General features: G+C 73.0%; 24 protein-coding genes and 1 pseudogene. 11 read left to right on the top strand and 14 right to left on the bottom strand.

Translation table 11 applies throughout. The features are described 5' to 3' along the window. Window positions 1–428: 428 nt before the first annotated feature. Window positions 429–1,934, top strand: a complete 1,506-nt coding sequence (locus ABZT03_RS25035) for an oligopeptide:H+ symporter (protein ID WP_356042790.1) — start codon at window positions 429–431, stop codon at window positions 1,932–1,934. A gap of 92 nt (window positions 1,935–2,026) precedes the next feature. Here ABZT03_RS25035 and ABZT03_RS25040 read toward each other — a convergent pair whose 3' ends face one another. The 6 genes from ABZT03_RS25040 to ABZT03_RS25065 all read right to left on the bottom strand — a co-directional run bounded on the left by ABZT03_RS25040 (window position 2,027) and on the right by ABZT03_RS25065 (window position 7,537). After that, window positions 2,027–3,250, bottom strand: coding sequence for a hypothetical protein (locus ABZT03_RS25040; protein ID WP_356042835.1), 1,224 nt, complete (start codon window positions 3,248–3,250; stop codon window positions 2,027–2,029). Between the two features lie 92 nt (window positions 3,251–3,342). Beyond that, a complete protein-coding gene (locus ABZT03_RS25045; RefSeq protein ID WP_356042791.1) occupies window positions 3,343–4,494 on the bottom strand; it encodes a hypothetical protein in 1,152 nt (383 codons plus the stop codon). After that, a complete protein-coding gene (locus tag ABZT03_RS25050; protein ID WP_356042793.1) occupies window positions 4,491–5,405 on the bottom strand; it encodes a hypothetical protein in 915 nt (304 codons plus the stop codon). The genes ABZT03_RS25045 and ABZT03_RS25050 overlap by 4 nt, the downstream gene beginning before the upstream one ends. 29 nt (window positions 5,406–5,434) lie before the next feature. Next, window positions 5,435–6,151: an LPXTG cell wall anchor domain-containing protein gene (locus ABZT03_RS25055; RefSeq protein ID WP_356042795.1), complete on the bottom strand. Its 717-nt coding sequence runs from the start codon at window positions 6,149–6,151 to the stop codon at window positions 5,435–5,437. Window positions 6,152–6,425: 274 nt separating this feature from the next. Next, the gene (locus ABZT03_RS25060; protein ID WP_356042797.1) at window positions 6,426–6,932 is read right to left on the bottom strand and encodes an ATP-binding protein; all 507 of its coding nucleotides are present in this window, start codon (window positions 6,930–6,932) and stop codon (window positions 6,426–6,428) included. Window positions 6,933–7,132: 200 nt separating this feature from the next. After that, window positions 7,133–7,537 (bottom strand): STAS domain-containing protein, encoded by a 405-nt coding sequence (locus tag ABZT03_RS25065; RefSeq protein WP_356042799.1) that lies wholly within the window; start codon window positions 7,535–7,537, stop codon window positions 7,133–7,135. 239 nt (window positions 7,538–7,776) lie between these two features. Between ABZT03_RS25065 and ABZT03_RS25070 the strand changes: the two genes are divergently transcribed. Both ABZT03_RS25070 and ABZT03_RS25075 read left to right on the top strand, forming a co-directional pair. Then, complete coding sequence (locus ABZT03_RS25070) at window positions 7,777–8,682, top strand: RNA polymerase sigma factor SigF (protein ID WP_356042801.1); 906 nt, start codon at window positions 7,777–7,779, stop codon at window positions 8,680–8,682. Window positions 8,683–8,952: 270 nt separating this feature from the next. Continuing rightward, complete coding sequence (locus tag ABZT03_RS25075; RefSeq protein WP_356042803.1) at window positions 8,953–10,518, top strand: RICIN domain-containing protein; 1,566 nt, start codon at window positions 8,953–8,955, stop codon at window positions 10,516–10,518. A gap of 159 nt (window positions 10,519–10,677) precedes the next feature. Here ABZT03_RS25075 and ABZT03_RS25080 read toward each other — a convergent pair whose 3' ends face one another. Next, window positions 10,678–11,085, bottom strand: coding sequence for an ATP-binding protein (locus ABZT03_RS25080; protein WP_356042804.1), 408 nt, complete (start codon window positions 11,083–11,085; stop codon window positions 10,678–10,680). Window positions 11,086–11,371: 286 nt separating this feature from the next. Here ABZT03_RS25080 and ABZT03_RS25085 point away from each other — a divergent pair, with 286 nt between their 5' ends. Together ABZT03_RS25085 and ABZT03_RS25090 are read left to right on the top strand one after the other, a co-directional pair. Next, window positions 11,372–12,145 (top strand): helix-turn-helix transcriptional regulator, encoded by a 774-nt coding sequence (locus tag ABZT03_RS25085; RefSeq protein WP_356042806.1) that lies wholly within the window; start codon window positions 11,372–11,374, stop codon window positions 12,143–12,145. Window positions 12,146–12,153: 8 nt separating this feature from the next. Continuing rightward, window positions 12,154–12,378 (top strand): DUF397 domain-containing protein, encoded by a 225-nt coding sequence (locus ABZT03_RS25090; RefSeq protein ID WP_356042808.1) that lies wholly within the window; start codon window positions 12,154–12,156, stop codon window positions 12,376–12,378. On the opposite strand, the gene hutI is transcribed toward ABZT03_RS25090, so the two are convergent. From hutI to hutU, 4 genes are read right to left on the bottom strand one after another with little or no spacing between them, the layout of a single operon-like run. After that, window positions 12,341–13,513, bottom strand: coding sequence for an imidazolonepropionase (gene hutI / locus ABZT03_RS25095; RefSeq protein ID WP_356042810.1), 1,173 nt, complete (start codon window positions 13,511–13,513; stop codon window positions 12,341–12,343). The two genes, ABZT03_RS25090 and hutI, sit on opposite strands and share 38 nt — an antisense overlap. A 41-nt stretch (window positions 13,514–13,554) precedes the next feature. Further along, the gene (locus tag ABZT03_RS25100; RefSeq protein ID WP_356042812.1) at window positions 13,555–14,925 is read right to left on the bottom strand and encodes a formimidoylglutamate deiminase; all 1,371 of its coding nucleotides are present in this window, start codon (window positions 14,923–14,925) and stop codon (window positions 13,555–13,557) included. After that, window positions 14,922–16,145: an allantoate amidohydrolase gene (locus ABZT03_RS25105; RefSeq protein WP_356042814.1), complete on the bottom strand. Its 1,224-nt coding sequence runs from the start codon at window positions 16,143–16,145 to the stop codon at window positions 14,922–14,924. Before ABZT03_RS25105 ends, ABZT03_RS25100 begins: the two co-directional genes overlap by 4 nt. Further along, window positions 16,142–17,806, bottom strand: coding sequence for a urocanate hydratase (hutU, locus tag ABZT03_RS25110; RefSeq protein ID WP_356042815.1), 1,665 nt, complete (start codon window positions 17,804–17,806; stop codon window positions 16,142–16,144). The genes ABZT03_RS25105 and hutU overlap by 4 nt, the downstream gene beginning before the upstream one ends. A 116-nt stretch (window positions 17,807–17,922) precedes the next feature. Between hutU and ABZT03_RS25115 the strand changes: the two genes are divergently transcribed. The 5 genes and pseudogenes from ABZT03_RS25115 to ABZT03_RS25135 all read left to right on the top strand — a co-directional run bounded on the left by ABZT03_RS25115 (window position 17,923) and on the right by ABZT03_RS25135 (window position 22,572). Continuing rightward, window positions 17,923–19,389, top strand: a complete 1,467-nt coding sequence (locus ABZT03_RS25115; protein ID WP_356042817.1) for a diaminopimelate decarboxylase — start codon at window positions 17,923–17,925, stop codon at window positions 19,387–19,389. Window positions 19,390–19,560: 171 nt separating this feature from the next. Continuing rightward, window positions 19,561–19,971, top strand: a complete 411-nt coding sequence (locus ABZT03_RS25120; protein ID WP_356042819.1) for a hypothetical protein — start codon at window positions 19,561–19,563, stop codon at window positions 19,969–19,971. Continuing rightward, window positions 19,968–20,840 carry a transcriptional regulator gene (locus ABZT03_RS25125; protein WP_356042821.1) on the top strand — a complete coding sequence of 291 codons (873 nt, stop codon included), beginning with the start codon at window positions 19,968–19,970 and terminating at the stop codon, window positions 20,838–20,840. Before ABZT03_RS25120 ends, ABZT03_RS25125 begins: the two co-directional genes overlap by 4 nt. Before the next feature lie 34 nt (window positions 20,841–20,874). Then, window positions 20,875–21,249, top strand: a pseudogene (locus tag ABZT03_RS25130) (roadblock/LC7 domain-containing protein); the annotation flags it as partial. A 948-nt stretch (window positions 21,250–22,197) separates the two neighbouring features. Beyond that, window positions 22,198–22,572 (top strand): hypothetical protein, encoded by a 375-nt coding sequence (locus ABZT03_RS25135; RefSeq protein WP_356042823.1) that lies wholly within the window; start codon window positions 22,198–22,200, stop codon window positions 22,570–22,572. A 15-nt stretch (window positions 22,573–22,587) separates the two neighbouring features. On the opposite strand, the gene ABZT03_RS25140 is transcribed toward ABZT03_RS25135, so the two are convergent. The 3 genes from ABZT03_RS25140 to ABZT03_RS25150 form a co-directional block, all read right to left on the bottom strand. Then, window positions 22,588–23,142, bottom strand: a complete 555-nt coding sequence (locus ABZT03_RS25140; protein ID WP_356042837.1) for a hypothetical protein — start codon at window positions 23,140–23,142, stop codon at window positions 22,588–22,590. Between the two features lie 171 nt (window positions 23,143–23,313). Further along, window positions 23,314–24,186: a MurR/RpiR family transcriptional regulator gene (locus ABZT03_RS25145; RefSeq protein WP_356042825.1), complete on the bottom strand. Its 873-nt coding sequence runs from the start codon at window positions 24,184–24,186 to the stop codon at window positions 23,314–23,316. Beyond that, a complete protein-coding gene (locus tag ABZT03_RS25150) occupies window positions 24,183–25,700 on the bottom strand; it encodes an aromatic amino acid ammonia-lyase (RefSeq protein ID WP_356042826.1) in 1,518 nt (505 codons plus the stop codon). The genes ABZT03_RS25145 and ABZT03_RS25150 overlap by 4 nt, the downstream gene beginning before the upstream one ends. 315 nt (window positions 25,701–26,015) lie before the next feature. On the opposite strand from ABZT03_RS25150, the gene ABZT03_RS25155 reads away from it, so the two are divergent. Then, the gene (locus ABZT03_RS25155) at window positions 26,016–26,453 is read left to right on the top strand and encodes a hypothetical protein (RefSeq protein WP_356042828.1); all 438 of its coding nucleotides are present in this window, start codon (window positions 26,016–26,018) and stop codon (window positions 26,451–26,453) included. Window positions 26,454–26,540 lie beyond the last annotated feature (87 nt).

Raw genomic sequence — 26,540 nt, forward strand, 5'->3', positions numbered from 1 at the left:
CTCCGCGAAGCGTGGCGCGAACCTGCGCCTCATGGGTGCGATGCTGAGAGACACCTTTGAATCGTGCGTGCGGTTGCATCGAAACCTGTGATCCGCGTCTCAAGTCCTTTCATTTACCGCTCTGTCCTGCCGTATGGTGAATCCACGCCTGTAGCACCGTGAGGCCCTTTGGCGGCATTTGACACCGGGGGGCACTTTTGTGTGCGGGCCGGTTGTCTCCGGCCTCGAAAGGAATGACCTGTGGCCGGGCCTCACAGCGCATCGACGCGCGCAGAGGCATGGATCCCGGTGACCGTCGTCCGCCGCCCCGCGATCCGGGGCGGCATCCCCGTGGGCGTGGGGCGGACGTCAGGTCGGGCCGGTGCCGGCCGCCCCCCACCGGGCGCGCATTCCTCGTGAGAGCGCGTCCCGACCAGCAAGGAACGACCATGGCGTCCAGCCTGACGAAGGATTCGGTGACTCCGGGCACCCCCGGTTCCGACAAGACCTTCTTCGGCCACCCCCGCGGACTGGCCACCCTTTTCATGACCGAGATGTGGGAGCGCTTCTCCTACTACGGCATGAAGGCCCTGCTTCCGCTGTACCTGGTGGCCCCGAACGGCCTGCACCTCGACCCGGCGACCGCGATCACCATCGCCTCGGTGTACGTGTCCCTGGTGTACCTGCTCGCCCTGCCCGGCGGCTGGTTCGCCGACCGTGTCCTCGGCCCCCGCAAGACGGTCGCCCTGGCCGGCGTGATCATCATGCTCGGCCACCTGACGCTGGCGATCCCCCAGGCCGGTGTCTTCTACGTCGGCCTGGCCCTGGTGGCCCTCGGCTCGGGCCTGCTGAAGGCCAACATCTCGACGATGGTCGGTCACCTCTACGACGGCCCGAACGACCCGCGCCGCGACGGCGGCTTCACCGTCTTCTACGTCGGGATCAACACCGGCGCGTTCGCCGCGCCGCTGGTCATCGGCACGGTGGGCGAGAAGGTCAACTGGCACTTCGGCTTCGCGCTGGCCGCGCTCGGCATGGCGCTGGGTCTGGCCCAGTTCCTGCTCGGCAGCCGCCACCTGAGCGACCGCAGCGACCTCGTGCCCACGCCGATGTCCCCCGTGGAGAAGTCGGCGGTCCTGCGCAAGGGCCTGACCTGGCTCGCCGCCGCCGGCGTCTTCTACGCCGCCGTCGGCCTCTCCGGCCACTTCACGCTCAACTGGGCGATGATCCCGCTCACGCTCATCGGTCTGATCGTGCCGATCTGGGTCATCGCCCGGATCAAGCGGGACCGCGGCCTGGACACCACCGAGCAGTCGCGGGTGTCGGCGTACATCTGGTTCTTCGTGGCCGCGGCCGTCTTCTGGATGATCTACGACCAGGGCGCCACCACGCTGTCGATCTTCGCCGACTCCTCGGCCGACAACAGCGTCCTCGGCTGGGAGTTCCCGGTCTCCTGGTACCAGTCGGTCAACCCGGTCATGATCATGGCCGCGGCCCCGGTCTTCGCCTGGCTGTGGCTGTGGCTGAACCGGCGCGGCAAGGAGCCGAGCACGGCGGTGAAGTTCGCCGTGGGCCTGACCCTGGTCGGCGCCTCGTTCTTCCTCTTCCTCGCCCCGCTGGCGATCGCCGGGGACGGCCACAAGGCCGCGGCGATGTGGATCGTCGCGATCTACTTCCTCCAGACGCTCGGCGAGCTGACGCTGTCCCCGGTGGGCCTGTCGGTCACCACGAAGATGGCGCCGGCGAAGTACGCCTCGCAGATGATGGGTGTGTGGTTCCTCGCGGTCACCGCGGGCGACTCGGTCACCGCGCTGCTGTCCAACCCGGCCGTCGGCGGGGTCAACCTCGACCGCAGCGGCTTCGTGGCGCTGGAGGCCGTCCTCGCGGTGCTCGCCGGGGTCGCGGTGTACGTGTTCCGCAACAAGGTCAAGAGCCTGATGGGCGACGTCCGCTGACGTCCCGGCCGGTCGCCGGACCGGCCGGCCCGGTCACCCGGAAAGGGCCGCCGCACCCCGGTGCGGCGGCCCTTTCCGTCCCCTCCGCCCGGTCAGCGCGGTTGCCGCCGGGGCAGGAACGTGAAGACCGCCGCGCCCAGCAGCACGGCCGTGCCGGCCACCAGGCCGAGGGCCTTGAGCGCGCCGTGGTCCCCGGCGCCCGTCTCGGCCAGGCCGCCGCCGGTCGACGTACCGCCGGAGGCCGAGCCGCCGGAGGAGGACGAACCGCCGGACGCGCCGCTCGCCTGCTGGGTCGTGTCCAGGGTCAGCGAGACCAGGGCCTTCGTGGGGGTGCACGTCGTGGTCGTGCCGAGGGCCTTGATCGTCAGGACACCCGGGGAGAGGGTCGACTCACCGCTGGCGCCCGGCTTGTAGGTGCCGGTCAGGTCGGGGATCGTCATCGGGTCGCCGGCCTTGATGGGTGCCGAGTTCGTCGGCCCCTCCACATGCACGGTGCCGGTGTCCGCGCCGCCCAGGACCACCTCCATCGACGGTTTGACCGAGTCCGCGGGGATCTCGGCCGGGCTGTCCATCACCGACTTCTTGAACTGCACGGTGAGGTCGTAACTGCCGCCGTTCTTCTTGGCGTTGATCTGCACGGGCGAGGTCGCGTCCTTGTCGCCGATGGGCGTCTTGCACGCGTAGGGCACCTGGACCTCCTTACCGGTGAAGTCCGTCTGCCCGGTGCCCGTCCCGTCGCTCGGCGTGGTCGTCGGTGTCGCCGTCGGGGAGGTGGAGCCGGTCGGGGTGGGGGTGGGGGTCGGAGTGGGGGTGGGGGTCGGCGTCGGCGTCCCCTCCCCGGCCGTCACGTCGATGGTCGCCGCGGGCTGCACGGCCTCCGTGGGCGCGCACTTGGTGTCCGTCGACATGACGTTGACGTCGTACGCGTCCGGGGTGAGGGTGACCGTGCCGGGCGTCGTGAGCTTCAGGGTGCCCTTCATGTCGGACAGCACCATGTCCCCGCCCTTGGGGATGGCGGGGTTCTCGCGCGGGCCCTGCATCGCGACGGCGGCGGTCTGCGCGCCCGCCGCCTTGAGCGTGCCGGACGGCTGGACGGAGTCGGCCGGCAGGTCGATGAGGTCGGGGTTCTTCGAGGCGGCCTGGACGAACTTCCACACCACCTGCACCTCGTCGCCGACCTTCGCGGTGGCCGGGGCGGTGATCTGCACCTTGGCGGTGCCCTCGACGGGATCGAGGCCGACGCCCGCGGGCGGGACGCATCTGGTCGCGTACGCCACCTCGGCGGCCTGGGCGGGCGCGGCGGCCACGCCGAGCAGGGCGCCCGCGCCGCCGAGCGCGAGTGCGGCGCAGACGGCGCCCGCTCTGCGGCCGCGACGCGGACCGGCCTGCGCGGCTCTCCTTGGCTTGCTCACGTGGAACCCTTCCTGGTCTGAGTCGTGGGACTCGTGGGAGTCGCAGGACTTGCTGGGGTGTCAGGGCTCGCCGAGGTCGCAGGACTCGCCGAGTTGTCGTCGTGCGGTGCGGAGAGCCGGCCCGGTGTGCCCGGGTCGGAGTCGGGGGTGAACCACGGCAGGACCGCGGGGGAGGCCGGTTCGGGCGCGGGGCTGCGCGATCCCGGCATCCGGACGGTGAGCCGGGACAGACGCGGGCCGCGGTGGCGGACCCCGCCCGGGCGGCGCGGCCGTACCCGGTCCACCACGGCCATCCCGACGCGGAACAGCGCGGCCGGCACGACCAGGCAGAGCAGGGCCCAGAACAGGGTGACGCCCCAGGGCCGGCCCACGCCCCAGGGCTGTTCGGCGAGGACCTTGCCGGCGTACCTCAGCGAGACGGTGTAGTCGCCGTGCGCCCCGGCGGACAGTTCGATCGGCAGCTTGACGCGGGCCTTCCCGCCGGGCGGGATCGTGCCGTGCCACTGGCGTTCCTCCCACTGCGGGGCGAACACGCCGTGCGAGGTGCCGATCTGGAACACGGGGTTCTTGACGGCGGCGGTGCCGACGTTGCCGACGGTGAGGTCGAGGGTGCGGGCGGGCGGCCCGCCGAACCAGGTGAGCAGGCCGCTGGACCCGTCGAGGCGGGTGTCGGTGAGGACGGACAGGCGGCCGCCGCCGGAGGCCGCGGGCAGCGGCTCGACGGCGTGCCCGGCCACCTGGAGGACGGCGTCCGCGTCGGCCGCGGCGCCGGTCACCGTCGCCACGTGGACCACGCACGGGCAGGGCACCGGCGGCTCGGTGACCGGCAGTTTCCGGCCGAACCGGCCGCGGGCGTCGGTGGTGACGGCCCGACCGTCCGCGTTGGCGCAGGAGTTGGTGCCGCCGATCACCCCGCGCGAGGGCACGGCCTGTCCGCACACCAGCAGCATCAGCAGGGCGTGCGGCCGCCACCCGGCGCCGGTGACGGTGACCGAGCCGCCGGTGCCCGCCTGTGCCGCGGAGAGCCGCACACTCGGTCCGTCCGCTGCCGCGACACCCGCCAGGGGCGCGAGCAAGAGGCCGATCACCGCCACGAGGACCGCCGCCCGTGCCCTGCCGCGGACCCTGCCGCGCACTGTGCGCTTCACGTCACCACCTCCGCCGGCTCGGTTTCGGAACGGGGGTCCTCGGACACCGCGCCGCCGTCGGGCGTACGCCGTGCGCGCTGTCGTACGACGATGAGGGCGGCGAGCGCCGCCACCGCTCCCCCGGCCGCCGCCACCGCGCCCCGGGGCACGAACCTCGCCGAGGTGCCGGCCGCGTCCCGGGCCCCGCCCGCGGCCGTCACCGTCAGCCGTATCCGGACGGCGTCCAGGGCGGGCCGGTCGGGCCAGGGCTCGCTGAGCCTGAGCCGGCGGCCCGGGGGCAGGTCGAGGGGCAGGGTGCGCGGGGCGCGGTCGAGGAGCGTGCCGAACACCCCCTGGGCGTGCACGGCGAGCCGCGGCACGAGGACGGTCGTACCGCGGTTGACCAGGTCGTAGGTGATCCGGTCGCCGTGCACGGCGAGGTGTTCGACGGTCAGCGCGGACAGCGCGGGGCCGCCGACGCGCAGCCGGACCGGCACGGACCGGGAGCGGCCGCCGGCGTCGCGGACGACGACGGCGCCGGAGCGGTCACCGGGGGCGGCGCCCGCCGGGACCCGCACGGTGAACGGGACGTCGGCGCGGGTGCGGGCGGGGACGCGCAGGCCGCGGTCGGCGAAGGTGACCCGGAGTCCGGTGGCGGCGAGCCGCACGGTGACGGGTCTCCCGCCCCGGTTGACCACGGACAGCGTGTCCTCCACGACCGTCCCCGCGGCGCCCTCGGCGTAGAAGGCGGGCCGCCCGGCGCCGGCGGGCGCGGCGGTCCAGCCCTGCGCGGCCGCGGCGGCCGGGCCGGCGGCCGGCAGCACCAGGACGGCCGTCAGGCCCGCCAGGCACAGCAGCGGCAGCACGGACCGCGCGGACCGGACCGGCGGGGTGGTCGCGGGCGGGGGCAGGGCACGGATGGGGGAGGGCATGGGCGGCTCCGGCGTCGTAGGACGTCCTGTCAGCGGCGGACCCGGGCCGCCTGGTTCCTCCGCGTCAGCCACAGCGTGCCCGCCGCGCCCGCCAGCAGCACGGTGCCGCCGAGGGTGCCGAGGGCGAGCGCCGAGTCGTCGGGGCCGGTCTGCGGGAGTTCGGCGCCGGAGTCGCCGCCGCTCTGCGGGGTCTGCGTGGACCCTCCGCCACCGCCACCGCCACCGCCCGCCGCCGTCACGTCGAGCGTGAGCGAGGCCTTGGGGCTGTTCGTCGGTGTGCACGTGGTCGTCGTGCCCAGCGCCTTGATGGTGAGCACGCCCGCCGTGAAGGTGACCTTGCCGGACTTCTTCGGGGTGTACGTACCCGTCAAGTCATTGATCTTGATGGGGGTGTTGGCCGGGATCGCGGCCTGGTTGGCGGGACCGGTCACCGCGACCGTGCCGCTGTCGGCACCGCCCACCGTGATGGTGGCGCTCGGGTTCATCGCCCCCTTGCCGAGTTCGACCGGGCTGGAGGAGACGCCCTTCTGCCAGGACATGGTGAGCTTGTAGCCGCTGCCGCTCCTGACGCCCTTGATGTCGATCGGCGAGAGGGCGCTCTTGTCACCGATCGGCGTCTTGCACTGGTAGTTGACGTCGACGACCTCGGCGTGGGCTGCGGGGGCGGTCATCAGCACCGCCGAGCCGGCCAGGGCCGCGGCGGACGCGAGCGTGGCGGTTCGCCTGTGGAACGTCCGGTTCGACACGGTCCCCTCCTTCCTGAAGGCATTTCCTGACGGCACATCAGATCGGCCGTCAAGGTACGCCGGGGGCCTTGAGGAAGGAAGACACAGCACGCGCCGGATCTGTGGCGATCCGGCGCGCAGGATGTGACGCAGGGGAATGCACGGGTGGGACTCGGGACCCGGGCGGGCAGGGCAAGCGTGCGAGCGTCAGAACGCCGGCAGGCGGGAGGACGGGTACGGGTGCGAGGACGCGTGCGGGCGTGAGCGTGCGGGCCGGCGCAAGCGTGCGGAACCGCTAGGCGGGTGCGCCCAGTTCCGCCCAGACCGTCTTGCCCGCGGCACCGGCGGGCCGCACGACACCCCAGTCCAGGCACAGCCGCTGGACGATGAACATGCCGTGGCCGCCGGGGCGGCCGGCGCGGTGCGGGGTGCGGGGGGCCGGCTGACCGGCGCCCCGGTCGGAGACCTCCAGCCGGATCACCTTGTTGTCGCAGGAGATCAGCAGCTCGTCCGGGCCGTCGGCGTGCAGGCAGGCGTTGGTGACCAGCTCGGACACGACGAGCAGGACGTCCTCGGCGGCGGCCCGCTGGTCGGCGCTGGCCGCGGGCATCCAGCCCCAGGCGTACAACGCCTGGCGGGTGAAGTCGCGGGCCAGTGGCACGACACCGCTCTGCCCGTCGAAACTGAGTCTGCGGACCTGACGACCCCCCGAAGGCACGGCTGCGCCTCCCTCGGACACCTCGGAAGCACTGCTGGGCTCCGGGCCGCGGTCGCCCGGCGGGTAAGGCCGGGTGGTGCTCATCAGCGCTTCACCTCACCGATTCACCAGTTCACGATTCACAGGTCACCACACGGTCGGTACGGCATCGGGTACGGAAGTCTCCTGCCCGACCCAACGGGCAGAACACCCCGGATTCGGCACGAAACCGCGTGACGCCTGAAAAACGCCGGTCACAGGGGGCCACCGGGACTCGGTCGGCCGACTCGTCCACCACGATCGGCTCAGCCCTCCCCGCCGCCTCCGCCGGCATGGCCCGGCTCGTCGGCAAGGGCCGCCTCGACACCGTCGTGGACGGTGAAGACGGCATCCGCCCCCGTGATTTCGAACACACGTGCGACCACGGGCAGCATGCCCGCGAGATGCACCCCACCTCCGGCCGCCTCCGCCTTGAGCCGCGCGCCGAGCAGCACGTTCAGCCCCGTGGAGTCGCAGAACTCCAGGCGTGAGCAGTCGACCACCAGTCGACTGAATCCCTTGGCGAGGCAGCTCTCAAGCGGCTCCCGCAACAGATCGGCGGTGTGGTGATCCAACTCACCTGCCGGAGTCACGACGGCGCTGGAGCCCTCTTCCCGCACTTCAACCAGAAGCCGGCCAGACTGTGCGCTGCCGACCGTCCCGCGGTCCATGCCGTCTCTCTCTCCCGACGTCGTGGCTGCTGACTGACGACCTCGAACACTACGCCTTCCCAGCGCCCTTCAACACCCGAACATCTACCCGCAAACGGACATTTACGCACAAAAGACACTTGCGATGTGCTTGGGAAAGCAGGTAGGGCTAGTAGGGACACGTACTCGACACGGCCGGCTTTGGAGGCGCCGCACACCGCTGTGCACACACTGGCTTCGGCAGCCATATGCCGAGAACGATGGAGGACATCATGTCACCCCGGCTCGACGCATCGCGTACCCACGAGGCGACGTCGACATCCCCCCCGGAACATCTGAATCCCATCGAGCGCGACGACGCACTCGCCGGACTCCCGGAGATCCCGCCCTTCGACGAGGTCGGGGCGGTCGACGCGCGGGCTTTGTCGAAGACCCTCTTCGAGCGGCTCTCCTCCCTGGAGGAAGGCACGCGCGAGTACTCGTACGTCCGCAACACGCTCGTCGAGCTGAACCTCGCCCTGGTCAAGTTCGCCGCCTCCCGTTTCCGCTCCCGCAGTGAGCCGATGGAGGACATCGTCCAGGTCGGCACGATCGGCCTGATCAAGGCGATCGACCGCTTCGAGCTCAGCCGGGGCGTGGAGTTCCCCACCTTCGCGATGCCAACCATCGTCGGGGAGATCAAGCGTTTCTTCCGGGACACGTCCTGGTCCGTGCGCGTACCGCGCCGGTTGCAGGAACTGCGGATCGAGCTGGCCAAGGCCGGTGACGACCTGGCCCAGCGGCTGGACCGCGCGCCCACCGTGGCGGAGCTGGCGGAGCGCCTCGGCATCTCGAACGACCAGGTCGTCGAGGGCATGGCCGCCTCGAACGCGTACACCGCCTCCTCGCTGGACGCCCAGCAGGAGGAGAACGACGCGGAGGGCACCCTCGCGGACCGCATCGGTTACGAGGACCACGGCATCGAGGGCATCGAGTACGTCGAGTCGCTCAAGCCGCTGATCGCCGGGCTCCCGTTCCGGGAACGGCAGATCCTGTCGCTGCGCTTCGTCGCCAACCTGACCCAGTCGGAGATCGGCGACGAACTCGGCATCTCGCAGATGCACGTGTCCCGGCTGCTGTCGCGGACCCTGGTGCGGCTGCGCAAGGGTCTGACGCTGGACGAGTAGACCCGGCGCGCGGGACGCGGGGCGCGGCCTGGTGACGAGCGCGATGAACGCGACGAACGCCACGGACGCGATGAACACGGTGAGCGCGGTGTGTCCGGTACCCCTCGGGGCGACGGGCACACCGCGCTCACCGCCGTGATCAGGCCGTTCACCGGTTACCCCCGGGAACCTCTTTTCCCGGGAGCCGCCTTCCCTCACTATGGCACCCTCCAAACTGGCCGGTCCGTCAGGACCGGGCCTAACCGCGTCACCGGGCGAGGAGGCAGGTGCATGGGTCGGGCCGACGGGGGCGACAACGACGTCGAGGCCGGAGGCGGTGGGTACGCGGGCGGTCACGCCGGCGCGTCCGACGCGCGGCTCACGGAGTTGCTGCGCGCCGACACCGCGTCCGCGTACGCGGCTCTGCAGGAGCTGCGGGCGCGACACCGGGCCGCCGTCCTCGCCCACGCCCGCCTGTGCACCACGAGCGAGTCCACGGCGCGTCAGCTGGCGGCCCAGGCGTTCACGCTGGCGGCCCGGGAGACCGCGCGCGGCATCGATCCGGGCGTCCCCTGGCGGCACCAGCTCCTGCTGCTGGCCGGGCGGGTGGCCGCCTCCTGGGCCACCGACGGGCGGTCCGCGGGACTCGACGCCGGTCTGCTCCTGGTGCTGAACACGGCGGGGCCCGGGGGCCCGGTGCCGCCCATGCTGGCCGCGTTCCAGTCGCTGCCGGCCCGCGGCCAGGGTCTCGTCTGGTACGGGATCGTGGAGCGTGAGCCGGAGGACCGCACCGCCGGCTATCTCGGCCTCACCCGCGAGGACGTGGTGTACGGCACGCAGCAGGCGTCGCAGGCGATGGCCCAGGCGTGTCTGCGGCACCGGCTCGCCGCCTCCGACGACCCGCGCTGCGGTGACTTCCGCCGGCTGATCGAGGAGTCGGTGCGCCCGGACAACCCGCGGGACAGCGCCGACCTGCACGCCCACATGACGCACTGCCCGCACTGCGCGGCGGCCTACGAGGAGCTGTCGGCGCTGCGGGACAACCCGCGCCCGGCCCTGGCCGAGGGCCTGCTGCCGTGGGCCGGCACGGCGTACGTCGCCTCAAAGACGCAAGCGCCGCGGCGGCTCGACAGCCCCACCGGACCGGGGACCCGGCCGCCGTCCCGCCGCTTCATGCTCGCCTCGGCCGTGCTCGGCGTGGCCCTCGCCCCACTGATCGTCCTGCTCGTCGTCAAGGGCGGCGGAACGCCCGGCGGGCGGGCGGTGGCCGGTACGACCGTGCCGGCGGGTCCGCCGCCGGTCACGGTGACGGCGACCGTGCCGGTGACCCCGTCGCCGTCGGCGACCAGCCAGTCCCCCTCACCGTCGCCGTCGCCCAGCGTGTCCCCTTCGAAGCGGGCCCCGTCGACGTCGCCGTCCCCGAAGCCCACGACGCCCTCCCCTACTCCCCCGCCGGGCGGCACGTTCGCGCAGGTGGTGAACGTCGACTCGGGCCGCTGCCTGGACATCCGCGACGGCGACCTGGAGAAGGGCACGGACGTCGTCACGGCTCCCTGCTCCGCCTCCCGCTCCCAGCGGTGGCGTGTCGACGCGGCGCGCGGTGTCCTCCAGTCGTCCGCCGACACCGACTTCTGCCTGGACAGCCGCGGTTCCGTGGACGACGGCGTCGGCATCTGGGAGTGCGACTCGGTCGACGGCGACAACGGCGACAACCTGCGCTTCACGGTGGACGACGACGGCGTCGTCCGCCCGGCCGTGGCCATCGCCACGGCCCTCACCCCGACCGCCGGCGACACCCTCTCACTGAACCGGCTGACCGGAGGCCCGGAACAGAGATGGCGGGCGGGGGCGGTCTGAGGGGACTCACGGGCCGACGCCACGAGGTCAGGACCCGTCGCCGAAGAGTTCCAGCGCGTCGGTGACCTGGTAGGAGCGGTCCAGCCAGGTGCCCAGCTCGTCCATGTCGGTCGCGCCGAGCTGCGCGTGCGGTGCCGTCCGCTGCGAGTCGTCAACGAGCTACGCGGCGGTCAGGTCGCACCACACGTATTTGCCCCGGTTGCCGAACCTGGACAGCGGCTGCCAGCCCCAGACGTCCGCGCAGGCCCGGGTCAGGGCGATGCCACGGCCGCCCTCCGCGTCCGCCAGGTCCTCCCACCGCTCACCTGGTTCGGGTGGTTCGGGGTCGGTGTCCCACGCACCGATCCGCAGCACCCCGGATGACCGGCGCACGCGCAGCGCGGCGGGACCCTTCGTATGGCGTACGGCGTTGGAGACCAGTTCCGAGGCGATGAGTTCGGCGGTGTCCGCGAGGCGGATCAGACCGTGCAGGGTCAGGATCAGACGCAGGGTGCGGCGGCACACGGTGACGGCGCGGGGATCGTTGGGGATGTAGAGGGAGTACTCCCAGGGATCACGTTCGGACATGCGTCAGCTCCTGGCGGGGTGTGGGGTGAGGTGGGCACGGGCGGTGGCATGCCTCAGCCGTCATGGCAGGACGGAGCGGTGCGCTTCCGCAGCGTGTGCGGTGCGTCACTGACGGTATTTCCTAACATTAGGAAGCCGCAAGCCGTTGCTCTATCCTGACCCTCGAACGAGGTACGCCGACAGGGCAGTTGAGACGAGGAGGTACGCCTTGCCTCCGAAGAGGCATCTCACGGCCCGCCGAGTGCGACTAGGCGCCGAGCTGCGGAAACTCCGCGAGGAGACGGGCATGAAGGCCCGAGAAGCTGCGGCGTTGCTCGGTGCCGACGCCGTCCAGATCAGTCAGATCGAGTCCGGCGTCGCCGGCGTCAGCGCGGAACGCGTACGCCGCCTGGCAGCCCACTACGCCTGCACGGACGAGGCACTGGTTGAAGCACTGGCAGTCATGGCCACCGACCGGACGCGAGGATGGTGGGAGGACTACCGGGGTGTCCTGCCGTCGGTGTTCCTGGACACCGCCGAGGTCGAGCACCACGCGACGTTCCTCCGCGAAGTCGTGATCACTCACGTTCCCGGGCTTCTGCAGACCGCCGACTATGCCCGCGCCGTGTACGCCTACATGATGCCCGGGCTTCCCGAGGTGGAGCTCATCCCTCGCGTGGAACACCGTTTGAGGCGACGGGCTGTCATCGAGCGGGCTCGTCCCACCCCGTACGAGACCGTCATACACGAGTTCGCCCTACGCATCCGCGTTGCCGACCGCGGCGCTTCTCGCGCCCAACTCCTGCGCATTCTCGACGAAATCGAGCGAGGGCACGCCACCGTGCGCGTCATCCCCACCGACCAGGACGGTTTTGCGGGTGCTGGGGCATCGATGATGTACACCGGCGGTCCGGTCCCACGGCTGGACACCGGCCTGCGCGACGCACCCACCGGTACAGCCTTTATCGACGCAGGACCTCAGCTGGCTCAGCTTCGAACGCTCTTCCGTAAGGTGGAGCAAGCAGCGCTGGCCCCCCTGGCATCGCGCGACTTCATCCACCGCCTGGCGAAGGAGCTGTGAGGCACCTGATGGACCACACCTTCCGTTGGCAGAAGTCCAGCTTCTCCGACGGCGGGAACGGCAACACCTGCGTCGAGGTCGCCGCCACCCCCGCCGCCGTGCACCTCCGTGAGAGCGACGCTCCCGGCGATGAACTCGTCACCGGTGTCGCCCCGTTGGCGTATCTCATACGGGGGCTGAAGGCGGGGGCGGGCGTCAGTGCTCGCGGGTGCCGCGGCGCCACACCTCGCTGACCAGCGGCACGCCCGGACGGTAGGCCAGGTGTACGTGGCTCGGCGCGTCGAGGAGCAGGAGGTCGGCGCGGGCGCCGGGAGCGATCCGGCCGACGTCGTCGCGCCGTAGGGCCGCCGCACCGCCCGCCGTCGCCGACCACACCGCCTCGTCGGGTGTCATCCCCATGTCCCGCACCGCGAGCGCGATGCAGAACGGGACGGAGGAGGTGAACGACGAGCCCGGGTTGCAGTCCGTGGAGAGCGCGACGGTGACGCCCGCTTCGAGCAGACGGCGGGCGTCCGGCCAGGCCGCGCGGGTGGAGAACTCGGCGCCGGGCAGCAGCGTGGCGACCGTACGCCCGCTCGCGAGGGCGTCGACATCGGCGTCCGTGAGGTGGGTGCAGTGGTCGGCGCTGGCCGCGTCGAGTTCGACCGCCAGCCGCACGCCGGGGCCGTAGGACAGCTGGTTGGCGTGGACGCGCGGGTGCAGCCCCTTCGCCCGGCCCGCGGTGAGGATCGCGCGGGCCTGGTCGCCGTCGAAGGCGCCCTTCTCGCAGAACACGTCGATCCAGCGGGCGTGCGGGGCGCAGGCGTCGAGCATCTCGCCGGTGACGAGGGCGACGTAGGCGGCCGGGTCGTCGGCGAGGTCCGGGGAGACGATGTGCGCGCCGAGGTAGGTCACCTCGTCGGTGTGACGGGCGGCGATCCGCAGGGCGCGGGCCTCGTCCTCGACGGTCAGGCCGTAGCCCGACTTGGTCTCGAAGGTCGTCGTGCCCTGCCGCAGCGCCTCGGCGAGGTAACGGGTGAGGTTCGCCTCCAGCTCCTGGTCCGTCGCGGCGCGGGTGGCGGCGACGGTCGTCCGGATGCCGCCCGCGGTGTAGCCGCGGCCGGACATGCGGGCGTTGAACTCCTGGGTGCGGTCGCCCGCGAACACCAGGTGGGAGTGGGAGTCGACGAAGCCGGGGAGCACCGCCCGGCCGCCGGCGTCGACCCGGTTGTCAGTGGCGGGTGCTTTGCTTGATTCACCGGTCCACACGACACGGTCGCCGTCGATGACGACGGCCGCGTCCTGGACCAGTCCGAGGGGGGAGTTGTCACCGAGGGAGGGGTCGTTGGTGACCAGCGTGGCGATGTTGCTGATGACGGTGCTGCTCATGTCGTCGTCCTCGTGGGGCTGGGAGCGGGGTTCGGTGCGCGTCAGGCACGCAGGGCGGCCACGGCGGCCGTCAGCGCCCCGGGCACGTCGGGCACGAGCGCGTGTGCCCCGTCCCGTACGACGTGCCGGCCGCCCACGATCGTGTGCCGCACGTCCGCTGCCGTCGCCGCGAATACGGCCGTCTCGGCGCCGAGCCGGGGCACCGGGCCCGCTGTCCTGACGGAGTCGAGTGCGATCGTCGTGAGGTCGGCGAGCGCGCCCTCCTCGATGCCGCCGGCGTCCTGCCAGCCGAGGGCGGCGTGTCCGTCGGCGGAGGCGGCCCGCAGCAGGGCGGCGGCCGTCCAGTGGCCGCGGGTGCGGGTGCGCAGCCGTTCGTCGAGTTCCATCGCGCGTGCCTCTTCGAGCAGGTCGATGACGGCGTGGCTGTCGGAGCCGAGGGACAGCGGGGAGCCGTGCCGTTGCAGGGCGACGGCGGGTCCGATGCCGTCGGCGAGGTCGCGTTCGGTGGTGGGGCACATGCAGGTGCCGGTGCCGGAGCGGCCGATGAGCCTGATGTCCTCGTCGGTGAGATGCGTGTTGTGGACGCCGGTGGTGCGCGGGCCGAGGACACCGTGGTCGGCGAGGAGGCGCGTGGGCGTGCACCCGTGGGCCTCCTGGCAGGCGTCGTTCTCCGCGGTCTGCTCGGACAGGTGCACGTGGAGCGGGGCCCGCCGCTCCTCGGCCCATCGCGCCACCGTCGCCAGCTGGCCGGCGGGCACGGCCCGTACGGAGTGGACGGCCGCCCCGATCCGCGCGTGATCCCGGTCCTTGAGAACTGAACAGCGTTCCGCCCATGCCTCGGCCGTCCCGTCGGAGAAGCGGCGCTGGTGGGCGTTGGGCGGCTGCCCGAAACCGGCGGAGAGATAGGCGGTGTCGAGGAGCGTGATGCGGATGCCCGCGTCGGCGGCGGCCTGGATGAGGGCCTCGCCCATCGCGTTCGGGTCGGCGTAGGGCGTGCCATCCGGGTTGTGGTGCACGTAGTGGAACTCACCGACGGCCGTGACGCCGGCCAGCGCCATCTCCGCGTACACCGCGCGGGCCAGCGCGTGGTAGGTCTCCGGGGTCAGCCGGTCGGCGAAGGAGTACATGAGCTCGCGCCAGGTCCAGAAGGTGCCGGAGCCCACCTGGACGGTGCCGCGCAGGGCGCGGTGGAAGGCGTGGCTGTGGGTGTTGGCCAGTCCGGGCAGGGTGAGACCGCGCAGGATCTCGGCGCCGGGTGGTGGGGTCGGCGTGTCCGTGCGGACGGCGGTGATGCGGCCGTCGCCGCCCGCGCCGGAGCCGCTCGTGGACACGGTGACCGCCACCCCCGGCTCGACGTTGGTGTCGAGCCAGGCGTGCTCCAGCCAGTACGTACGCGTGCGGGGATGCGTCACCTGCAGGCCAGCCCTTCCAGAACGTCGGCGAGTGCGGTCACCCCGGCCACGCAGTCGTCCTCGGCCGCGAACTCGGCCGGGGAGTGCGAGACGCCCGTGGGGTTGCGCACGAACAGCATGGCGGTCGGAATGCTCCCGGACAGGATTCCGGCGTCGTGTCCGGCACCGGTCCCGAGCACGGGCACGGCCAGGGCGGGTTCGGTGTCCTTGCCGAGGATGCGGGCCAGTTCGTCCCGCAGGGCGTGGTCGAACTCGACGACGGGCGTGAAGGACTCCCGGACCACGTCCAGGTCGACGCCCTGGGCGGTGGCGTACTCGCGGGCCGCCTTCTCGACGCCGTCGACCACGGCGTCCAGGCTCTCCTGGTCGGCCGCCCGGGAGTCGAGCCAGCCGCGTACCAGGGAGGGGATGGCGTTGACGCCGTTCGGCTCGACCGCGATCTTGCCGAAGGTGGCGACGGCGCCCGCGAGTTCGGCCTCGCGCCGGGCGGCGAGCACCGTCTCGGCGTACGACAGCATGGGGTCGCGCCGGTCGGCCAGCCGGGTGGTGCCGGCGTGGTTGGCCTCGCCCCGGAAGTCGAACCTCCAGCGCCCGTGCGGCCAGATCGCGCCGGCCAGGCCGACCGGGTCGCCGGACAGGTCGAGCGCCCGCCCCTGCTCGACGTGCAGTTCGACGAACGCGCCGATGCGGGCCAGCCTCTCCGGGTCGGCGCCGATCGCCTCGGGGTCGTACCCGGCGGCCTCCATGGCCCGCGGCAGCGTGACGCCGTCGCCGTCGGTGAGCCGGTGCGCCTGCTCGACGGTGAGGTGCCCGGCGGTGAGGCGGGAGCCGACGCAGGCGAGGCCGAACCGGGCGCCCTCCTCGTCGCCGAAGTTGACGAGCGCGACGGGCCGGGTGAACCGCGCGTCGCGGGCGCGCAGTTCGTCGAGGGCGGCGAAGGAGGACACCACCCCGAGGGGTCCGTCGTAGGCGCCGCCGTCGGGCACCGAGTCGAGGTGCGACCCGGTGACGACGGCGTCGCCCGCGGCGGGGTCGCCGAGCCAGGCCCACTGGTTGCCGTTGCGGTCGAGTTCGTAGGTGAGCCCGCGGGACTCGGCCTGCTCCCTGAACCAGGCCCGGCACTCGGCGTCGGCCCCGGTCCAGGCGAAGCGGCGGTAGCCGCCGGAGGCGCGGTCCCGGCCGATCGGCAGCAACTGCGTCCACATGCTGTGGAAGGTCACGCGTCGTCACCCTCGCGCATGGGGATGCGGACACCGCGTTCGTCGGCGACCCTCTCCGCGATGTCGTAGCCGGCGTCGACGTGCCGGATGACCCCCATCCCGGGGTCGTTCGTCAGGACCCGGCGGATCTTCTCGCCCGCGAGCGGGGTGCCGTCGGCCACCGTGACCTGCCCGGCGTGGAGGGAACGGCCCATGCCGACCCCGCCGCCGTGGTGGATGGAGACCCAGGAGGCGCCGGAGGAGATGTTCACCATGGCGTTCAGCAGCGGCCAGTCGGCGATCGCGTCGGAGCCGTCGAGCATGGCCTCGGTCTCACGGTAGGGAGAGGCCACCGAACCCGCGTCGAGGTGGTCGCGGCCGATGGCGAGCGGTGCCACGAGTTCACCGCTCGCGACCATGTCGTTGAAGCGCTCGCCGGCCTTGTCGCGCTCGCCGTAGCCGAGCCAGCAGATCCGGGCGGGCAGCCCCTGGAAGTGGACGCGCTCGCCGGCCAGCTTGATCCAGCGGGCCAGCGACTCGTTCTCGGGGAAGAGGTCGAGGATCGCCCTGTCGGTCTTGTGGATGTCGGAGGCCTCGCCGGACAGGGCCGCCCAGCGGAAGGGGCCCTTGCCCTCGGCGAACAGCGGGCGGATGTAGGCGGGCACGAAGCCGGGGAAGGCGAACGCACGGTCGTATCCGGCGAGTTGGGCCTCGCCGCGGATGGAGTTGCCGTAGTCGAAGACCTCCGCGCCGGCGTCCATGAAGCCGACCATCGCCTCGACGTGCCGGGCCATGGACTCACGGGCGCGGGTGGTGAAGCCGGCCGGGTCCTTGGCCGCCGCGGACGCCATGTCGTCGAAGTCGACGCCCACGGGCAGGTAGGCCAGCGGGTCGTGCGCCGAGGTCTGGTCGGTGACGATGTCGATGGGGGCGCCCTCGGCGAGCATGCGGGGCAGCAGTTCCGCCGCGTTGCCGAGCAGGCCGATCGACAGCGGCCTGCGCTGGTCGCGGGCCTCGGTGGCGAGCTGGAGCGCGTGCTCGAGGGAGTCGGCCCGCACGTCGAGGTAGCGGTGCTCGATGCGGCGCTCGATGGCGCGCGGGTCGCAGTCGACGCAGATCGCGACGCCGTCGTTCATGGTCACGGCGAGCGGCTGGGCGCCGCCCATGCCGCCGAGGCCGGCGGTCAGGGTGATGGTGCCGGCGAGGGTGCCGTTGAACTTCTTCGCGGCGACGGCGGAGAAGGTCTCGTAGGTGCCCTGGAGGATGCCCTGGGTGCCGATGTAGATCCAGGACCCGGCCGTCATCTGGCCGTACATGGTCAGGCCGAGGGCTTCCAGGCGGCGGAACTCCTCCCAGTTGGCCCAGTCGCCGACGAGGTTGGAGTTGGCGATGAGCACGCGCGGCGCCCACTCGTGGGTCTGCATGACACCGACCGGGCGGCCCGACTGGACGAGCATCGTCTCGTCCTGCTTGAGCGTGCGCAGGGTGCGGACCATGGCGTCGAAGGAGCGCCAGTCGCGGGCCGCCTTGCCGGTGCCGCCGTAGACGACGAGCTTGTCGGGGTGCTCGGCGACCTCGGGGTCGAGGTTGTTCTGCAGCATCCGCAGGGCGGCTTCCTGCTGCCATCCCAGGGCGCTCAGTTCCGTACCGCGCGACGCTCGTACGGGGCGGGGTCCTGACATGGTCTGCCTCCAAGCGAATTGTTGCTGCCGTTATTCACATACTCACCCTCTGAATAGGGCTAGTCAATACAGGAGGCGCCCCCGCACCGGCACCCCTCGGGTGTTTGGCTGGATGCATGGGCACGCACGACGACACGACGGGGAGCACCGTGGACGACAGCAGGGACCCAGTGGCCGGACGGGCGGCAGCCGCGCCGCGCGGGGACGTGGACGCGATCGTGGACGCGGGGTCCGGTGCCGACCGGGCCGCCCGCCGCGACCAGGCGGTGCGGGCCGCGGTGGAACAGGGGCTGCTCGCGCCCGGCGCACCGATCGTCGGCCTGCTCGACGTCACCGGCATCCGGGAGTCGGCGGCCGAGCTGACGGCCGCCTTCGACGCGGTGGTGGCGCCCGGCACACCCATGCTGCACGCCTTCGCCGTGAAGGCGACCCCGCTGGTCCCGGTGCTGCGGCTGCTGCACGAGGAGGGGATCGGCGCGGAGGTGGCGAGCCCCGGCGAGCTGGCCCTCGCGCGCTCGGCGGGCCTGCCGCCCTCCCGCACGGTCCTCGACTCGCCCGCCAAGACCCCGGCGGAGCTGCGCGAGGCGCTGGCCCTCGGGATCGCAGTCAACGCGGACAACCCGCAGGAACTGGACCGCATCGACGCGCTGATGCGCTCCGCCACCAGCCGCTCCCCGCTCGGCATACGGGTGAACCCGCAGCTCGGCGGGGGTTCCATCGAGGCCCTGTCCACGGCCACGGCCATCTCGAAGTTCGGGGTGGCCCTGCGCGACGAGGGCGCGCGCGAATGGGTCGTACGGGCCTACCTGGACCGCCCGTGGCTGACCCGGCTGCACGCGCACACCGGGTCGCAGGGCATCCCGCTGTCGCTGATGGCGCGGGGCGCGGCGGAGACCTACGCGCTCGCCGAGGAGATCAACCGCCGTGTCGGCCGGCCGCAGATCGACACGATCGACATCGGCGGCGGACTCCCGGTGAACTTCGGCTCGGACGCGACGGCACCGACGTACGGGCAGTACGCGCGCCTGCTGCGGGAGGCGGTGCCGGGACTGTTCGACGGGCGGTACGGACTCGTCACCGAGTTCGGGCGGTCCCTGCTGGCGAAGCACGGGACGGTGGTGGCACGGGTGGAGTACGCCAAGCACGCCGGCGGCCGGCCGGTGGCGGTCACGCACGCGGGAGTGCAGGTCGCGGCGCGGACGGTCTACGTGCCCGAGGCGTGGCCGCTGCGCATCGCCGCGTACGACGCGAAGGGCCGGCCCAAGAGCGGGCCCGGAGTGGTGCAGGACATCGCGGGGCCGGCCTGCTTCGCGGGGGACCTGCTCGCCTCGGGACGCGAACTGCCCCTCCTCGAACAGGGCGACCACGCGGCGGCGCTGGACACGGGCGCGTACTATTTCGCCCACCACTACGCCTACAACTCCCTTGCCCGGCCCGGCATCTACGGCTTCGTCGCCGACGGGGCCGGGGGCGTGGCCTTCGCGACCGTGCGCGAGCAGCAGACCGTACGGGAGATCGTGGCCGAATCCGGAGGGGCGCACGCCGCCGCGCTCACCACCCTCCGGGCGTCCGGGCGCGGTTGACCGACCCCTTGCAAACATGCTGGTCAACTGGGCCGTGTTTGAGGCCAGTTGACCCACCTTAGCCATCCGCAGCATGTTCCGCCGGAAAATGCCAGAACACTCACTCCCCCACGCACACGTTGCGTAGTTTCGGCGTCACTCAGCCGAATCACCAGGCGGGAGGGAGCCACGGTGCCCGGAATCGACGAGTGTCTGCTGGAAGCGATGCGACTGCCCGGTGCCCGGGGCGCCGCGCTGGTCGACTGGACCAGCGGGCTGGCCCTGGGCACCGTCGGGGAGTCGCCGGGTGGTGATCACGAGGCGGCGGCCGCGGAGGCGGCCGAACTCGCCCGCCTCGCCGCCGAGCAGCACGCCTTCGCACCCGCCGGCGAGGCCGAGCAGGACCTGGCCGAGGGCGAGGCCGGCCCACCGGTGGAGGACCTGATCCTCAGCAACCGGGACAGCTACCACGTGCTGCGGTTCGTGCCGACGTCCTTCGACAGCAGCGTGTTCCTGCACCTGTGGCTGGCCCGCGCGGACGGCAACCTCGCGCTGGCCCGTATCCGGCTGGGCGAGATGGCGGGACGGCTGGTGCTCGGATGACCGTCGTCAGAACCACTCCGCCGCCCCGCCTGCCCGTACGGGACAAGGCCGCGGCCCAGGACCGCGGCTGGGGCGGCGTCTCACCGATGCTGACCCGGCTCGCCGCCGAGCGGGCCACCGGCATCCTCGTCCGCGAGCGCGGCACGCTGCATCTCGCCGAGGGCCAGGTGGTGCACGCGGAGAGCCCCGCCGCTCCCGCCCTCGACGTGCTCCTCACCACCCGTGGCCCGGTCGGCGCCACCGCCGCCCCCACCACGGTCCCGGCCGCGGACCTGCCGCCGGGCGCCACCATCACCGGCCCGCGGCGGGAGGCGGCGGGACGGCACCGCTCCGGGCGCGTCCCGGTCGGCGGCGGCCGGCCCGCCCCGGGCGCGCTGGAGCTGTGCCACCTCGTCGCCCTGTACGACGCGGCGTACTTCGCCCTCGCGCCCAGCAGCACCCCCGGCCGTTTCCGCTACGGCACCACGCAGACCCCGGGCGCCGTACGGCCGGTGCCGGTGGCCGCACTGGAACGCGAGACGCTGCGCCGCCGCGACCTGCTGCACCGCATCTGGCCGGACTCCACGACCGACGCCACCCCGCTGGTGCGGGCCGAGGCGGTGGCCGCCCCGGCGCTCACCCCCCGCCGACAGGCGGTGCTGGCCCTGGTGGACGGCGTGCGCACGGCGTCGGACATCGCGCGGGAGCTGGGCCGGCCGGCGTTCCACACGCTGGTGGACGTACGCCGGCTGGTGGCGGCCGGCGTGGTGGCGCCCCGGCCGCAGGCTCCCGCCGTGCCACCCCCGACCGTGCTCGGCACCCCCGGTGAACCGGGTGACCCCGACATCACGCTGCTGAAGAGGCTCAGGGATGCGCTGGAGGCCCTTTGAAAGGCAGCGACCGCGTGCCGAGAGGAGTGACCCGATGGCAGCGGAGGTGACGGCGGCGGAGGCGGAGATCCTGGACGAGCTGCGCCGGCTGCGCGCCCGCGTGCCGCAGCTGACCGGTTCCCTGGCCTCCGGCGTCGACGGGCTGGTGCTCGCCCAGGACACCCCCGGCGTGGAACCCGAGGGGGTGGCGGCGCTGGCCGCGACCGCCCGCGGGGTCGCCGTCCAGCTGACGGACGCCACCGGGCACGGTGACTTCCGCGAGCTGCTGGTGCGCGGGATGTACGGCTGCGTGGCGACGTACTCGGCGGGCCCGTTCGCCGTACTGACGCTGCTCGCCCAGGACCGCGTCAACGTCGGTCGCCTCCATCTGGAGGGGCGCCGGGCCGGTGCGCGGATCGGGGAGCTCGTCGTCGCGCCCGCCGCGCCCGCGCCCCGGGTACCCGCGCGGACCCCGAAGCCCACGGCGAAGCCCGCCACGCGCGCCCCGTCGCGCACGACGGCCCGCGCCACCCCGAGGACCACCGCCAAGACCACCGGGCGACGCCCCCCGAAACCCACCGCGAGCCCGGCCACGGCCGAACCGGCCCCCACGACGAGCCCGGCGACCGAACCGTCCACCGGACCCCGCGCGGGCACCGGAACCGGCCCGGCAACCGGAACCGGCCCGGCCACCGGTCTGCCCTCCCGCCCGTCCACCGCAACCGGTCCGGTCACCGCACCGTCCGCCGGGACCGGTCAGGGCACCGGCCCGTCCACCGAGCCGGTCACCGCGCCGCCCGCCGGCCCGGTGGCGGCGCCGAGCGGCAGGCGGACCGCCCGGTCGGCCGCCGGCCCGACCCGGACACCGGCCGCCCCCTCCACCGGCACACCGACCACCGGCCCGTCAGCCGCACCGCCGGCCCCACCGACCGCCGGTCCGCCGGCCCCACCGGCCGCGGGGCGGGTGACTGCCCGAGTGACTGCCCGAGTCACCGCCCGGATCACCGGCAACGCAACCGACCCGAAGCGCACCCCGAACCTCGACCCGGTCACCGGACCGAATCTCGAACCTGCCGCCCGCCCGGCGGCCGACCCGGCTCCCGCCCCTGCCGCCGACCCGGCTCCCGCACCAGCCGTAGGCCCGGCGACCGGCCCGCCCGTCGGCCGGGCACCCGCCCCGGCCGTCGGCACGGCCACCGACGCGGCCTCCGATCCACCCACCGATCGCCCCGTCGATCCGTCCACCGGTCAGCCCACCGTGCCGAGCGACAAGCCGGACGCCCAGACCAGCACCACACGCACCAGAACCGCGCGCCCACCTCGCGGCACGTCCGCCAACGCGCGTACCACCACGGATAGTTGAGAGGACCAGATCACCATGGCCAACACCGAGACCACCCTCAAGGAAGCGCTCGCCACCATCGAGGGCGCCACCGGCGCCGCGCTCGTCGACTACACCAGCGGTATGGCGCTGGGCACCATCGGCGGCAGCAAGGGCTTCGACCTCAACGTCGCCGCGGCAGGCAACACCGACGTGGTGCGCGCCAAGATGCGCACCATGGAGCACCTCGGTCTGAAGGCCGAGATCGAGGACATCCTGATCACCCTGTCCGACCAGTACCACCTGATCCGGCTGATCAGCGGCCGGGGCGGCAACGGCCTCTTCATCTACCTGGTGCTCGACGCCAAGCGGGCCAACCTCGCGATGGCCCGCCACCAGCTGAAGAAGATCGAGGGGGACCTGGAGGTCTGACCCGGGGCCCGGAGCTCACACCAGCGCCGCGGTGCGACGGCGGGCCCCACCCGGGGCCGCGTCGCCCGCGGCGATGCCCGTGCCGCGGTACGCCCTGACCGGCTTGCCGGCCGGGCGTCCGCCGCGCGCGTCGAGCCAGTCGACGCGCACCCACAGCAGGGCCTCCCCGTCCCGCTCGCGCCGCCCCAGCCAGGCGGCCTTGAGCCGCAGCCCGGCACCGCAGCCGGCGAGCAGCATGCCGCCCGCGGCGGGAACGGCGAACGCGCTGCCCAGCGCGGCGACGAAGGCAAGCAGCAGCCACCAGCGGTGTCCCCGGCGCCAGTTGCGCACGGTCACCGCGCGGTCCTGCAGCACGTCGTGCCGGCCCGCGCGGGCGGCGCCCCGGGCGAGGTCGGTGTACCGCCGTCGCCCGCGGTACGCCACGACGGCCGCGGCGACGATGAACAGCGCGGCGCCCGCCATCACCCCGATCCTGCGGCCCGTGACGCCCGGCACCAGTACGCCGACGCCTCCCGCGAACACTCCGGCCCACCACAGGGGTGCGGCCCCGGCCCGTACGACCACGGCCACCCGGGCCAGCCCCTGACCTCCGCGTCCTGCCCCTGCCACGTTGCGCCTCCTCGCCTTGGGCACCGCCCTTTACGGCTTTCCGGCCGCGTAGAATAGCGAGCGAAGGTGAGACGAGTCTGAGAACGGACCGGCGAGTTCGGGACACGGCGCACGACCGGCCCCGCGGGCCCGTCACTCCACGAACAGCCCCCGGGCCGCCGCGTGCGCGTCGAACTCCTCCAGCCGGGCCTGCGCGTCCGGCAGGTCGTCGCACATCGCCTCCAGGAGCACCCGGCCCAGCAGCATCGGGGCGCAGGCGGTGTCGAAGGCGAGGCCGGTGCCGACGGCGGCGGGCAGCAGCAGGTCGGACACCTTGGCGACGGGCGCGAACGCGGAGTCCGCGACGGTCACCACGGTCAGGCCCGCCTGCCGGGCGTAGGCCAGCGTGTCGACGACCTCGCGGGGGTGCCGGGGCAGCGCGAAACAGAGCAGGGTGGAGGCGCCGGCGCGGACGGCCGCGTCGATCCGGTCGTGGATCATCGTGCCGCCCTCGTTGAGCAGCCGTACGTCCGGATGGACCTTGGCGGCGAAGTACGCGAAGCCGTACGCCTGGGAGGCCGCCGCCCGCAGTCCGAGCACCGGCAGCGGCCGGGAGGCGGCCAGCAGCCGTCCCGCCCGCTGGAGCGGCCGCGGGTCGGCGAGGAGTTCCGCGAGGTGCCGCAGGTTCTCGATCTCGGCCTCGACGGCCTGCTGGTACTCGTTGTACGACGCCGGGTCCGGGCTCTGTTCGGCGGGCGCCACCTCCCGCAGGTGCCGGCGCAGGGCGGGGTAGCCGTCGAAGCCGAGGGCGACCGCGAAGCGGGTCACCGACGGCTGGCTGACCCCGGCCAGTTCGGCCAGCTCCACGCTGGACAGGAACGGCACGTCGGCCGCCCGCCGGACCATGCTGTGCGCGATGCGCCGCTGGGTCGGTGTCAGCCGGTGCCCCTCGAAGAGGGCCTGGAGCCGTGCGGCGGCGCTGTCCGCCACACTCACTCCCGTACCCGTGTCCCTGTCCGCGCTCATGCCCCGCTCCCCCTCCAGATGTCCGTGAACCGGTCCAGCAGCCGGGCCGCCGCACTCACGTCGTCCGTGAGCGGCCGGTCGGCCTGTTCCGCGTCGAGCACCGACTCGGCGAGCTCCAGCGCCCGGCCCACCGGGAGTCCCGGGTCGGGCCGGAGGTCGCGCTGGCGCAGCGCCCGTACGGCGGCGACGAGTTCGCAGCCGACGACGAGACGGTACGCGCCGCAGGCACGCAGCGTCTGCCGGGCGGCGAGGGAGGCGAAACTGGCCTGTTCCTCGACGCCCCGGGAGAGTACAGCGTGGCCGAGCGACGCGGGCGCCGAGAAGGCCCGCAGGTCACCGAGGGCGGCCCCGGCGGCGTACTCCAGGATCATCACGCCGGACGAGGCGGGTTCCAGGTCGGCGAGGAAGGGCCGCAGCCGGGTGTAGGCGGGCTCGTTCAGGGTGGAGAGCCGGGAGGTCGACAGGCGCGCCACCTGTGTGACGGAGAGCCTGAAGTGGTCCAGGGCGAGCGCCAGTTGGGCCTGGTAGAAGCCGCCGTGGTGGTAGGCGGCCAGGTCCTGGGGGGAGATGAGCGGGTTCTCGGCGGCGGCGTTGATCTCGATCGCCAGCACCTCCTCCAGGGCGTCGGCGGCGTCGTGCGCGGGACCGTGGATCTGGGGCAGGCAGCGGAAGCCGTACGGGTCCTGGATGCGGCCGAGGGGCGGTGTGGGGCGGTCGGCGGCGCCGATCAACTCACGCATACGGCGGGCGACTTCGACGCTGCCGCGATGCGGGCGGGCGGCGTGCACGGGGGCGGCATACGCCTCGTGCGAGCCGTCGACGGCGAGCAGGGACAGGGCGCCGACGACCTGGGTGGCGGCGACGAGGCCGCGCAGTTCGTGCAGGGCGAGCGCGGACTGGCCGAGGGTGAGGGCGTTGCTGCTGATCAGCGCGAGGGCGTCGTTGTTGTCGAGGGACTGGGGCTCGGGCGCGGTGGCGCCGCGCCACGGGTGCTCCCCCACCAGCGCGAGCCCCAGCTGGGCCAGGGCGGCGAGATCGCCGGTGCCGACCGAGCCGAACTCGTTGACGACCGGATACGCCCCGCTCTCCAGCGCCTCGCACAGGGCCGTCACGACGCCGGGCCGCAGTCCGGCGCCGCCGGCCAGCAGTTGGTTGGCGCGGACGGCGAGCATGGCCCTGACCTGCCGGGCGGGGAGTTCCCCACCGATGGCACCGGCGTGGCTGCGCAGCAGTCGCAGACCGTGCTCGGCGGCGGCCTCGGTGGGCACGTCCTCGTTACGGTTGGCGCCCACGCCGGTGGAACGGCCGTAGACGCGTCCGGTCGCGGCGATGCGGCGGGCGGCGTCCCAGGAGTCGGCCATCCGCAGCACCGCGTCGGCGCCGAGGGCCGGCAGCGCGGTGGCGTCGGCGAGCCGGACGACGTCCGCGACCCCCAGACCCCGCCCGTCGAGGACGACGGGATCCGAGTCCCCGGAAGCCGTGGAAGCTGGTACGTCCACAATCTGAGACGCCATAAGACCCCAAACTCCCTTCGACCCGGGCACTCGATCTTGCCTACCGGCCATCCGTTACCTATTCAGACACCGAGAACTCTGCATGAGGTTATACAGCCGGGCAAGGGGCAACTCACGGTCGCAGGTCACGGCAAGACCACCACCCTGCGGATGGTCAACCGGGTGATCGAACAAGAAGGACCCTCAGGACGTGGTGGCGGACGCGTACGCGAAGCAACACGGGCCGGCGAAGCAGCCGGGAGGGCGGCGACCCCCGCCCGAACACGGGGGATATCCCCAGTGCGGCCGCCGTGGCCGCTGCCTAGCCTGGACGGCATGACCGGAATCGAAGCTCGGGACACCGAGCTGAAGAAGGAACTCAACGCCACCCTGCAAGCCCGCAGGGAACTGGGCGAGGACTACGAGTCGGCGCTCGTCGACTCGTTCCTGGAGAAGGTCGACCAGCGTATCGACGACGCCGTGGAACGCCGGCTGCGCAGGCAGTTCGCCGAGCGGCAGATGGTGGCGGCCCGAGGCTCCCGGTCGCCGCAGGCCACGGACTCCTGGGGTGAGCGCTTCGGCTTCGGCATCGTCTCGCTGGTCCTGGCGATCCCGCTGTCCGCGATCGGCGGCGGCGTCGCGCATCTGCCGGGACTGCTCGTCGCCTGGGCCGGGATCGTCGGCGTCAACGCCTTCCAGGCGGTCCGCAGCAGCCCCGGCCTGTTCGGCGGGCACCGCCGCGGATCCGCGAAGGACGACGACTGGAAGGACTGACAGTGATGATTGCTGTGGCTCCGCTCGGCGGTCTGACCCCAGGACTGACTGGCGCTTCGGCTGTCCTCGAGTGGATTCGTCGGCCGT

It is taken from the genome of Streptomyces sp. NPDC005574, from assembly GCF_040605435.1.
GTDB lineage: Bacteria > Actinomycetota > Actinomycetes > Streptomycetales > Streptomycetaceae > Streptomyces.